This is a genomic window from Sungkyunkwania multivorans (assembly GCF_042675645.1).
Taxonomy (GTDB): domain Bacteria; phylum Bacteroidota; class Bacteroidia; order Flavobacteriales; family Flavobacteriaceae; genus Sungkyunkwania; species Sungkyunkwania multivorans.
The window spans coordinates 683,746-695,776 of the sequence record NZ_JBHTJH010000017.1 but is presented as its reverse complement, the minus strand read 5'-3'; the positions used below and the strand labels follow the sequence as shown (position 1 = coordinate 695,776).

The window sequence follows — 12,031 nt, the reverse complement described above, 5'->3', positions numbered from 1 at the left end:
TTAATTTTTTTGAGCGTCCTGAAGCGCAAACACTTTACGTAAAAGATCCGTAGTCCTTGCGGACACCTTACTTCTGATTTGCTTTTCCTCTACCGCTATCATGGTATAGACACCATCCAATGCTTCTCCGGTAACATAATCGGTAAGGTCTGGATTCACCGGATTCACCAATGGCAAACTATTATATCTATTGATCAAGTTATTCCATATCTGATCTGCACCGACTTTAGAAAACGAATTCTGTATCACTGGATGAAATTTATCATATAAGGCTTGTGACGTTCTATCTTCAAGATAGGCAGTTGCGGCATTCTGTTCCCCAAGCAAAATATTTTTTGCATCATCAAAAGTAATGTCTTTCACCGCATCTACAAATATGGGAGTCGCCTCTTTTACCGCATCTTCTGCCGCTCGATTCAACGCTTTCAGACCTTCATCAGCTAGACTGCTCAATCCTATTTTTCGTAAGGCCTTGTCTACTTTTTGTAATTCCTCTGGCAGCAAGATCTTTACCAATTCATTTCTGTAAAACCCATCCTTCTGTGTCAATTTCGTCACCTGCTTATCGATTCCAAAATCCAATGCTTGCCTTAGACCAGCGGCTATGTCGGCATTAGAGAGCCCACCTTGAGGCAATTGATTGACCACCTGTTGCAGTTCCGCACATCCAAATAGCGACATTACTAGAACCAAGCTCAAGATCTTCTTTATCATAAAATTCTTTTGTGTATCTTTTCTTTATAAATGTAGTAAATAATCATGAGGATTCTAGTGCTTTTAAGCATCGCTTTTCTATTGACCGCATGTGGGGAAATGAATACCGATAAAATTGAAAAATCGGATACAAACACCAGTCAATTTATTCAGGTATTGGGAATTTCGCAGGATGCAGGATTTCCTCAGATAGCGTGCAAAAGGGACTGTTGTAAGAAAGCTTTTGAGAATACCTCGGTAGGTGAAATGGTCACAAGCATCGGCATTGTGGATCTAAATTTCACACAAAAATTCCTTGTTGAGGCCACCCCAGATATCTCTTATCAACTGCAACATCTCAACGAATCAGCTGGCAATGAGAAAACCATCGATGGCATCTTTATTACGCATGCGCATATCGGTCACTACACCGGGCTCATGTATCTCGGTCGAGAATCTCTAGGTGCAAATAATATTCCTGTCTACGCCATGCCAAGAATGAGGTCCTTTCTTGAAAACAATGGCCCTTGGAGCCAACTGATAAGTCTTGAAAATATCACCTTGGAAAACCTTGAAAAAGATTCACCCGTTGCGCTGAACGCCCATTTGAGAATCACGCCATTTTTGGTGCCACATAGGGATGAGTTCTCCGAGACCGTTGGCTTTAAGATTACTGGAAAAAGTAAGTCTGCATTATTTATTCCCGACATAGATAAATGGGAGAAATGGAAGAACGATATCGTTGAAGAAGTGAAGAAGGTCGATTACGCCCTACTGGACGCTACCTTCTTCAAGAATGGAGAAATTCCCAGAGACATGAGCGAAGTGCCACACCCCTTTGTAGAAGAGACCGTCGCACGCTTTAAAGGAACTTCAAAAGAAACCAAGCAAAAAATTATTTTTGTCCATTTTAATCATTCCAACCCAGCCTTGAATCCAGAAGATCCATTAAGACAAGAATTGGAAGCTGTCGGCTATCGATTTGCATTTCAGGGGATGCGATTACCCTTGGACTAAGAAAAAATGACCGTTTTGTTATTATAGACCATGGTCTTTCGCTCAATATGTAGTTTTATGGCTCTCGACAAGACGATCTTCTCTAGATCCCTTCCCTTGGCTACAAGATCTTTGATCGAATGCGAATGCGAAACTCGCACTACATCTTGCTCAATAATAGGTCCAGCATCCAACTCCTCAGTAACGTAATGGCTTGTGGTACCGATGATCTTCACCCCTCTTGCAAATGCCGAATGATACGGCCTAGCGCCTGGAAATGCAGGTAAGAAAGAATGATGGATATTAATGATGCTGTTGGGAAATTCTTTGATCAACCTTTCTGTGACGATCTGCATATAGCGAGCTAACACGACGAAATCCACCTTGTATTCCTTTAGAAGTTTAAGCTGTTTTTCTTCTGCGGCAGCCTTGTTCTCTTTGGTCACTGGAATGTAGTGATAGGGGATATTGAAACTTTCGGCGATCGATCTGAGATCATTATGATTGCTTATGATAAAAGGGATATCTACCTTCAATTCTCCAGCGTTATACCTTCCTAAAATATCATACAGACAATGGTCATATTTAGAGACAAACAGTGCCATTTTAGGCGTCATATCATCAGGATACATCTTCCAACGCATCCTAAAGTCTTTTGCAATGCTCTTTTCGAATGTTGCTGCTAGCGCTTCAAATCGAAAATCATCATCATCGAACTCCCCTTCAAGCCGCATGAAGAAGATATTCTGCTCTCTATCTACATGCTGGTCGATATAAACGATATTTCCACGACTATGATGGATAAAATTGGTCACTGCGGCGATGATGCCCTTTTGATCGTCGCAATTGATCAACAAGGTGATAGTGTTCATGATTTCTAGCCCTTTTCTCTTTTAAAAGTACTCTGAAAACCCGAATCTTTTTAACATCATTTCAATTTTAGATAATCCAAAATAGGAACCTCTTTTTTTTGAATATTCCGTAAATTGCAGCACCAAAATCGAGGATTTATTACAGATGAAACGACAATTAAGAAATTGAGGCATTTATTAAAGCATGTCTCCATTTGTAAATTGGAGAACGATCTGGTTGCACAGATTCTCAATTTTTTAATTAGCTCTTCATTACAATTATAAAAATTAGAACGTGTGAAACAAATTGCACCTTATACCCCTAAACATAAAGTACGAATTGTGACGGCCGCATCCCTATTTGATGGGCATGATGCTGCGATCAATATCATGCGGCGTATCATTCAATCCACCGGAGTCGAAGTCATTCATTTAGGGCACGACCGAAGTGTGGAAGAGGTGGTCAATACCGCCATCCAAGAAGATGCCAATGCTATTGCGTTGACCTCTTATCAAGGAGGCCATAATGAATATTTCAAGTATATGCACGACCTTTTGAAAGAAAAAGGCGCGGATCATATCAAGATCTTTGGCGGCGGCGGCGGGGTGATCCTTCCTGAAGAGATCAAAGAGTTGATGGATTACGGTATTACTCGGATCTATTCGCCAGATGACGGTAGAGAACTAGGCTTACAGGGAATGATCAATGATCTCGTAGAAAAATCTGATTTTCCCGTTGGTGACCAAATGAATAGTGAGGTTGAGCATTTAGCAGAGAAAGATCCTAAGGCCATCGCCAGGGTCATCTCTTCTGCAGAAAACTTTCCCGAGGTTGCAAAAGATGCATTGGCGACCATTCATGCCAAAAATGAAACCAGTCAAATTCCCGTACTCGGTATCACCGGAACGGGCGGCGCTGGAAAATCCTCCTTGGTCGATGAACTTGTACGACGTTTTTTGATCGATTTCCCAGAAAAGACCATCGGTCTTATTTCTGTAGATCCTTCCAAGCGAAAAACGGGTGGCGCCTTGTTGGGAGACCGGATCCGAATGAACGCCATCAACAATCCGCGCGTTTACATGCGAAGCTTGGCCACACGCCAAAGCAATTTGGCCCTTTCAAAATATGTGAATGAGGCGATTGAAGTCCTAAAAGCTGCTGAATATGACCTCATCATTTTAGAAACTTCTGGAATCGGACAATCGGATACCGAAATCCTAGAGCATAGCGATGTATCACTCTATGTGATGACGCCAGAATTTGGCGCTGCCACACAACTGGAGAAAATTGATATGCTCGATTTTGCAGACCTCGTTGCCATCAATAAATTTGACAAGCGAGGTGCCTTGGATGCCTTGCGGGATGTGAAGAAACAATATATGCGCAATCACAATCTTTGGGATACCCCTCAAGAAGAACTGCCGGTGTTTGGCACTATCGCTTCACAATTCAATGACCCTGGGATGAATACGCTCTACAAAGCGATCATGGATAAGATCGTAGAGAAGACCGAGGCAGACCTTAGATCGACCTTTGAAATCTCCAAGGAAATGTCCGAGAAGGTCTTTGTGATCCCTCCCGCTCGTACCCGTTATCTTTCGGAGATCTCAGAGAATAACCGTGCCTATGACAAGACGGCGAGTACCCAGGTAAACGTAGCACAAAAGCTCTATGGCATCTTTCAGACCATTCTATCGGTGGCTAAAGTGCACCAAGGGGCTATCGAAGCTACATTTTTGATGAAATCTGGGTTGAATGAAGAAGCGATCCAACGACAAGTAGAGGAAAGTGATATTGAATTTATCGGTCTACTGATCGCTGAATTCAACAAGGTGAAAATGAATCTTGATCCTTATAATTGGGAGATCATATTAAATTGGTCTGAAAAAGTACAGCGATATAAAGACCCTATCTATTCATTTAAGGTCCGAGACAAGGAAATAAAGATAGAGACCCATACCAAGTCACTGTCACATAGCGATATTCCAAAGGTGGCCCTTCCAAAATATGAGGCCTGGGGTGATCTGTTACGTTGGAGTTTACAGGAGAACGTACCGGGAGAATTCCCATATACCGCAGGCTTGTATCCATTTAAGAGAACAGGAGAAGACCCTACCAGAATGTTTGCGGGTGAAGGCGGCCCTGAGCGTACCAACCGCCGTTTTCATTACGTGAGTTTGGGAATGCCAGCCAAACGATTGTCAACCGCATTTGATAGTGTAACCCTCTATGGAAATGACCCTGGGCATCGGCCCGATATCTATGGGAAGATCGGGAATGCAGGAGTTTCCATCTGCTGTTTGGACGATGCAAAGAAACTATATTCGGGCTTTAATTTAGCCGATGCTATGACCTCGGTGAGTATGACCATCAATGGTCCTGCTCCGATGCTGCTTGGTTTCTTTATGAATGCGGCCATCGATCAGCAGTGCGAATTATACATAAAAGAGAACGGCCTTGAAGAAGAGGTAGAAAGAAAGATCAAAAATATATATAAGGATAAAGGCGTTGAAAGACCATCGTACAATGGTGAATTACCTGAAGGGAACGATGGTTTAGGCTTGATGCTACTCGGTGTTACGGGGGATCAAGTGCTTCCAGAAGATGTGTATCAGAAGATAAAGGCTGCAACCTTGTCTCAGGTAAGAGGAACGGTACAGGCAGATATTCTAAAGGAGGATCAAGCGCAAAACACCTGTATCTTCTCTACTGAATTTGCACTGCGACTTATGGGTGATGTGCAAGAGTACTTTATTGAGAATTCGGTACGAAACTTTTATTCGGTATCCATCTCTGGGTATCATATCGCTGAGGCCGGAGCTAATCCCATTACGCAATTGGCCTTCACATTGGCAAATGGTTTTACCTATGTAGAATACTATTTGAGTCGAGGGATGGACATCAATAAATTTGGCCCAAACCTCTCATTTTTCTTTAGCAATGGGATCGATCCGGAATACGCTGTCATCGGCCGTGTGGCTCGAAAGGTCTGGGCAAAGGCGATGAAATATAAATACGGAGCCAATCCGCGAGCGCAAATGTTAAAGTATCACATTCAGACCTCGGGAAGGAGTTTGCATGCCCAAGAGATCGACTTTAATGATATCCGAACGACGCTTCAGGCATTATATGCCATTTATGATAACTGCAATTCGCTTCATACCAATGCGTACGACGAGGCCATTACCACCCCGACCGAAGAATCTGTTCGTAGAGCTATGGCCATCCAATTGATCATCAACAAAGAGCTTGGTCTGGCGAAAAACGAGAATCCGATACAAGGTGCATTCATTATTGAAGAATTGACCGATCTGGTCGAAGAGGCCGTTTTGCAAGAATTTGATCGTATCACAGAGCGTGGTGGTGTGCTTGGTGCCATGGAAACCATGTACCAGCGCAGTAAGATCCAAGAAGAGAGCTTGTATTACGAAACTCTGAAGCATACGGGAGAATTTCCAATCATCGGGGTAAATACCTTTTTAAGCTCAAAAGGATCTCCAACGGTTTTGCCGGCAGAAGTGATCCGTGCAACAGAGGAAGAGAAGCAGTTTCAGATAGCTACCAAAGAAAATTTGAATAAGGCCAATACAGCCGAAGCAAAAGAGCAACTCTCTAAAGTGCAGGAAGCGGCGATCCACAACGAGAACATCTTTGAGGAACTCATGGAGGCCACTAAGGTGTGTTCGCTAGGACAGATCACCTCAGCACTATTTGAGGTCGGTGGCCAGTACAGGAGAAATATGTAAGCAGCACGCATCATTTTGCAACGCAAATATTGCATATCGCTTACCCCGAAAAGAGTAAAACGATATTTGGGGTCGTGCTAATTACGGTGTAAGGCTAGGAAATTTAATTGAATCAGTTGTCCCTACGTAAATACGATCTCGAGTTTTCCTAAATAAATAGCAGTTCTATTGGACCCGTCAGGTTTTGAAAACCTGACGGGTCTTTCTATATTTAAGTCCAATTAGGAGCCTATTTGAAAAAAAGTACCCTCACGAACACATGAGGGTACTTTCTAACTAACTAACACTTATTACCTCGATACTCATTCATAGCGGGAAAAAGCACGGGCAAAATCAACCAAATCAATATTTTTTGGCAAAAGTGTCTCTTGCAAACGACTGGTCGAATCCTAAACTGTCGGTCTCCCTTTAAGACGTTTTTCTACTTTTCTTTTCTTGGCTGTCAACCGTTTCATCAGATCCATTAAACTAGAATCTTTCGTCTTCTTGTAGATCTCGTTGATACCCAAAACATATTCTTTTAGTTTTCGTGCAGCAACGATACGGTCGTCTGTAGTGACAAAACGGAGTTTTGTCTGTTCGTAAGCTTCGGCTTCTAAAATGAGGTCGGTATTCATAACAATATCTTTTTCTGTAAATTTAGAATCTGTCTAAATAACTTCAAATAGCAAAAGTGTTAAATGCTGGTTAAAATTTGTTCAACAAAATTGAAATTACTCTCACAGACGAAAAGATCAAAATCAACTGGTTTTCATATCTTTAAGTAAATCTTGTCCAATGTCCATATCCAGCTTCTTTAAGTCAAAGATCTTCCCTATCCTTTTGGTAAACTTCATTGGAATCCTTGGTTATAGCATTGTCATTCCTATCCTAATTTTTATCGTTACCGACCTCGGTGGAAATGGATTTATCTATGGTATTCTTGGAGCGATGTACCCCTTCTTCCAATTTATTGGTGCTCCAATCTTAGGAAGGCTCTCAGACCGTATTGGAAGAAAAAAGGTGTTGATCATCTCTCAGGCTGGCACCTTTCTCGCATGGCTATTGTTTCTTTTGGCCTTCATACTTCCTAAAACCGAACTCTGGTCCCAAAATACAGAGTTAACAGGAAGTTATGTCATGACACTGCCACTGATCATGATCTTTGTCGCGAGGATATTTGATGGCTTTACCGGTGGAAATGTCTCCGTGGCCAATGCGTATCTCTCTGATATTTCTACAGATGAGGACCGCAACAAAAACTTCGGACTCATGGGCGCTTCGACAAGCACAGGTTTTGTACTGGGACCTGCCGTCGCCGGAATCTTGGCATCGACGATACTGGGGGAATCATTGCCACTGATGTTGGCGGCGTTAATATCGTTGATCGCCATCTTTGTCATCAACACTCGACTCAAAGAAAGCAATCCCTGCGTTGTGGATACCTCCAACGTGAATTTGACATCTTTCAGACGTTTTTTTCAAGTGGAGCATAAGGATTGTTATACACAAGGAGAGGAGCAGCTGCAACCTGAATCGCACAAAGGCTTTCTTTCGGTGTTAAAGCAGCCAGGAATTCCGGTGCTGTATACCGTTTATTTTTTGACCTTTTTGGCATTCAGCTTATTCTATGCTGGATTGCCGATCTACGCCAGTACGCTTTTGGATTGGACCGCAACCGACCTGGGTGTTTTCTTAGCATATTCAAGCCTTGTCATGATCATCATTCAAGGACCAGTGCTGACACGTCTCTCTGGAAAGGTTCGCAATCAATCTTTAATTCTTGTCGGTTCTTTGTTTTTAGCCAGTAGCTTCGTATTGCTCACTCAACAGAATATCACCCTTCTGTATGTCGCCATCACCCTTCTGTCTATTGGAAATGGTTTGATGTGGCCAAGTTTTCTGGCACTTTTGGCCAAAGTTGGGGATAGGAGTATGCAAGGAGCCATTCAGGGATATGGTAATAGCATGGGTAGCTTTGCAAGTATGATCGGCCTTATTTTGGGGGGATTGTTGTTTGAGAGTATGACTACCATGGTATTCATTGTAGGGAGTGGTATCTTTTTGGTGATAAGTCTATTGATGACCATACATTGGTTAAGACATCGACCAATGAGATTACGTTCAGCGAAAGTTTCTGCGACTGTTCCCTCTTGAACTTCGCATGAAATTTGCCATTCAGAGGGCAAGATGTTATTTTTAAGTCAATTAAAGTATCGCTATGTATATAAAACGAAATATCGGTTGGGGGCTCATTCTTCGCTATGCTTGGAAGAACCTTTTATTTTTTATCATTTGGGCGGGTGCTATTTTTTCGGTGTATCACTTTTTAGGATGGACACATATCGACATTCCCTTTCAACCTCTAACGGTGATCGGTATTGCGGTAGCATTCTATATTGGATTTAAAAATAGTCAGAGCTATGATAGGTTCTGGGAGGCTAGAAAGATCTGGGGCGGTATCGTCAATTATTCCAGAACATGGGCCAATCAAGTATTATGCCTTGTAGATGCAGATCACGAGACCAAAAAAACATTGATCTATAGGCATATTGGTTGGATCAATGCGTTGCGCATTCAATTACGGCAACCGACCTCTTTCTCGATCAAAGAAAATGCCTCTGTTGAGCGACTTTTTAAAAAGCATGGTGAAAAAAATCCTGCCTGCGATGCAGTATTGCTCTTTGTTTCCAAGAAAGAATATGAAGATCTTAGCAAGCGTAAGAATGTGGCCACCAATCTGGTGAAGAATCAGGGCTTACAGTTAAAGCAGTTGCTAAATGAAAAAAAGATGACCGAATTTGACAAGCAATTGATGCATGGTGTACTGGAAGAATTATACAATCTTCAGGGGAAATGCGAGCGCATTAAGAACACGCCATTTCCAAGGCAGTACGCTTACTTTAGCACCGTGTTCACCTGGATCTTTGTATTGTTACTTCCTTTTGGTCTGCTAAATGTTTTTGAAGGACAGTTGCGAAACATGGACGGCGATATGAGGTCGTGGTTCATATTTTTGATGATCCCACTTACGGTATTGGTCTCTTGGATCTTTACCACGATGGAAAAAGTGGGCAGCAATAGTGAAGACCCTTTTGAAGGCAGGGTCAACGATGTTCCTATGACCGCATTATGTAGAACGATCGAGATCGACCTTAGAGACATGCTTGACGAAGAGGAACTTCCTCCAAAGATTCAGCCACAGGATAATATTTTGTATTAATGCCGATCATCCCATCCACCTACAACCCACCTCATGTTTTCAAAAATGGACACTTTGCCACCATATACGCAGGTGTCTTCAGAAAGGTAAATAGTATCTCGCAGCAACGCGAACGTATTACATTGCCCGATGGGGACTTTCTGGATCTCGATTGGAGCTTTGCCAAAGATAAAACGGAGAAACTCATCGTCGTTCTCCATGGTCTAGAAGGAAATGCACAACGCCCTTATGTATTGGGTACGGCAAAGATATTCAATAGGAATGGATATGATGCACTTGCTGTAAATCATCGTAGTTGTAGCGGCGAACCCAATGCTTTATATCGTTCATACCATTCTGGGGCTACCGAAGACCTTGCCGCCGTTATCGAATATGTGCTTGCCACTAAAAGTTATACTGAAATCGTTATCAAGGGATTTAGCCTTGGTGGAAATCTTACTCTCAAGTATTTGGGAGAGCGACAGAATATTCCAAAGGAGATCAAAGCTGCCATTGCCGTCTCGGTTCCATGCTATCTCTATGGTTCGATGCTTGAAATTCACAAGCAAAAGAACTTCCTTTATTCGCGACGTTTCAAAAGGCATTTGCTGGAAAAGTTACGCTGGAAACAAGCACAATTTCCCGACAAGGTTTCCGATGCCGACTTCGATAAGATCAGAACCCTAAAGGACTTTGACGATCTTTATACTGCCAAAGCCCATGGTTACAAAGATGCATTGGACTATTACGAAAAGGCCAGTTGCCTTCAATATATAAGGAACATCGATATCCCTACTTTGATCATCAATGCCAAGAATGATTCTTTTCTATCTGAAGAATGTTTTCCCATTGAAGAAGCTGAAGAGAGCTCCAGTCTTTATTTGGAAATACCGAAATATGGCGGACATGTTGGATTCTACGACAAGGATAATGTCTATTATAATGAGAAACGCGCCTTAGATTTCGTAAAGGGACTCGATGCCTCAAAAAATAATTAACAAAAACGGTTTCGATTTGTTCAGGCCTTATTAAAATTATCCTGCCAGAAGCTTTATTAGTATATTTAAAGTTCCAAAACCAAAATCAGATGAGAACGCTAAAGACCATACTCACTTCTATCATTGTAGTCACCTTTATCGCCTGCGGCGGAAAGGAGGAGAAAAAGGGAAAGTTTGAATATCAGAGCAAGAAAGAAACCAAGAAGGTACCTCCGAAGGTAACAAGCACCACACCCGTCGATATGGATAACCAAGGTATTGGGCCGATCAAAGACTTTTCATTTGAAGAGCAGATCGACAAGGACTTGGCCACTAAAGGAGAAGGCATCTTCAAAGTGAAATGTATCGCCTGCCATAAGGCAGCCGAGCGGTTCATCGGACCGCCGATGAAAGATATCTACGAACGCCGGAATCCTACTTGGGTGATGAACATTATGCTCAATCCAGACGAAATGCTGGAAAAAGATCCCATTGCGGTCGCACTCTTAAAAGAGTACAATGGCGTAAAGATGATCAACCAGCAGCTTACAGAGGAAGAAGCAAGGGCGTTGGCAGAATATTTTAGAGAATTGTAGTTAGACATCCAATAATAGTATCACGCTGTAAATCCCGCTAATTTTAGTATCTTAGATAAGAGATGGTGGATGCTAGATGAAAGAAGCCGCTGTATAATCAAAACCTAATCATTATGAGTGACAGCACAGAATTTATAGATATTTATTCGGGATCTGAAGTACGCGTGATCATGTTAAAGGGATTGTTGGAAGAAGTTGGCGTTACCGCCGTTGTTCAGAATGAATTTCAATCGGGAATTTCTGCTGGGTTTGCAGGAGGTACCATTAACACAATTCGTTTAAAGGTCCATGAATCAGAATTGGAGAAAGTACGCCCAATCGTGGACAACTTTATAAAGAATCAAAAGTAGGTCAAAACTTCATTGAAAGACAGCCAAACGTATCTCAAGGGGAAGTCCATCTTCACCGTTTCATTGCTGGTGATTGGGATTACGATCCTCACAGTTTATCTAACAGGTGAAAATTATAACCGGACGGTCACATCGAACCTATATCTTTCACTGTCGATCATCGGTATGGCCCTTTTTCTGTTTATGACCTATGGGCTATACAGGGGCGTTGGACTAACAGATGATTTTCCAACATTCAAAAAATTTCAAACCAGCGATATCCTTGCCCAATCTACCGATATTCCTAATATACCGAATGTAGAGGTCGGTGACGGAATCGGTGGGTTTATCATGTCTGTGTTGCTGTGGATAGCTATGACGGTATTGATATTCGTACTTCTGATAGTGTTAGAGACCGTATTCTGGCTTTCGATATTTGTCATTTTAACGATGTTGTATTGGGTCTTCTTTAGAGCATTGAAACTGGTGTTTGCCACATCATATAAAACAAAAGGGGACATTGGAATCTCAGCAATATACTCCTTCGCTTACACCGCCTTGTATTTGGGATGGATTTTTGGGATCGTATATCTTAATGAAATATGGGGTTAGAAAGTCGAGAATGATCATTGCCACGGGTTTTCCCCCAATAAATTTATTA

The 12,031-nt window shown here is 42.1% G+C and carries 11 protein-coding genes; 8 read left to right on the top strand and 3 right to left on the bottom strand.

Features of this window, described 5'->3' with window-relative positions; translation table 11 throughout:
* Positions 1-714: a DUF4197 domain-containing protein gene (locus ACFQ1M_RS14540; RefSeq protein ID WP_386409465.1), complete on the bottom strand. Its 714-nt coding sequence runs from the start codon at positions 712-714 to the stop codon at positions 1-3.
* A gap of 45 nt (positions 715-759) precedes the next feature.
* Between ACFQ1M_RS14540 and ACFQ1M_RS14535 the strand changes: the two genes are divergently transcribed.
* Entirely contained in the window at positions 760-1,710 is a 951-nt protein-coding gene (locus tag ACFQ1M_RS14535) for an MBL fold metallo-hydrolase (protein ID WP_386409464.1), read from the top strand.
* Here the strand turns inward: ACFQ1M_RS14535 and purU are convergent.
* Positions 1,707-2,561, bottom strand: a complete 855-nt coding sequence (gene purU, locus ACFQ1M_RS14530; RefSeq protein WP_386409462.1) for a formyltetrahydrofolate deformylase — start codon at positions 2,559-2,561, stop codon at positions 1,707-1,709. The two genes, ACFQ1M_RS14535 and purU, sit on opposite strands and share 4 nt — an antisense overlap.
* 276 nt (positions 2,562-2,837) lie before the next feature.
* Between purU and ACFQ1M_RS14525 the strand changes: the two genes are divergently transcribed.
* Positions 2,838-6,287, top strand: a complete 3,450-nt coding sequence (locus ACFQ1M_RS14525; RefSeq protein ID WP_386409460.1) for a methylmalonyl-CoA mutase family protein — start codon at positions 2,838-2,840, stop codon at positions 6,285-6,287.
* Between the two features lie 389 nt (positions 6,288-6,676).
* On the opposite strand, the gene ACFQ1M_RS14520 is transcribed toward ACFQ1M_RS14525, so the two are convergent.
* Positions 6,677-6,904 carry a hypothetical protein gene (locus tag ACFQ1M_RS14520; RefSeq protein ID WP_386409458.1) on the bottom strand — a complete coding sequence of 76 codons (228 nt, stop codon included), beginning with the start codon at positions 6,902-6,904 and terminating at the stop codon, positions 6,677-6,679.
* Between the two features lie 160 nt (positions 6,905-7,064).
* Here ACFQ1M_RS14520 and ACFQ1M_RS14515 point away from each other — a divergent pair, with 160 nt between their 5' ends.
* The 6 genes from ACFQ1M_RS14515 (at position 7,065) to ACFQ1M_RS14490 (ending at position 11,982) form a co-directional block, all read left to right on the top strand.
* Positions 7,065-8,423 carry an MFS transporter gene (locus ACFQ1M_RS14515; protein ID WP_386409456.1) on the top strand — a complete coding sequence of 453 codons (1,359 nt, stop codon included), beginning with the start codon at positions 7,065-7,067 and terminating at the stop codon, positions 8,421-8,423.
* A 64-nt stretch (positions 8,424-8,487) separates the two neighbouring features.
* Complete coding sequence (locus tag ACFQ1M_RS14510) at positions 8,488-9,489, top strand: bestrophin family protein (RefSeq protein WP_386409454.1); 1,002 nt, start codon at positions 8,488-8,490, stop codon at positions 9,487-9,489.
* Entirely contained in the window at positions 9,489-10,466 is a 978-nt protein-coding gene (locus ACFQ1M_RS14505; protein ID WP_386409452.1) for a YheT family hydrolase, read from the top strand. Before ACFQ1M_RS14510 ends, ACFQ1M_RS14505 begins: the two co-directional genes overlap by 1 nt.
* 89 nt (positions 10,467-10,555) lie before the next feature.
* A complete protein-coding gene (locus tag ACFQ1M_RS14500; RefSeq protein ID WP_386409450.1) occupies positions 10,556-11,041 on the top strand; it encodes a c-type cytochrome in 486 nt (161 codons plus the stop codon).
* A 113-nt stretch (positions 11,042-11,154) separates the two neighbouring features.
* A complete protein-coding gene (locus ACFQ1M_RS14495; protein ID WP_386409448.1) occupies positions 11,155-11,391 on the top strand; it encodes a putative signal transducing protein in 237 nt (78 codons plus the stop codon).
* A gap of 12 nt (positions 11,392-11,403) precedes the next feature.
* Positions 11,404-11,982 carry a hypothetical protein gene (locus tag ACFQ1M_RS14490; RefSeq protein WP_386409446.1) on the top strand — a complete coding sequence of 193 codons (579 nt, stop codon included), beginning with the start codon at positions 11,404-11,406 and terminating at the stop codon, positions 11,980-11,982.
* The last annotated feature ends 49 nt before the right edge of the window (positions 11,983-12,031 follow it).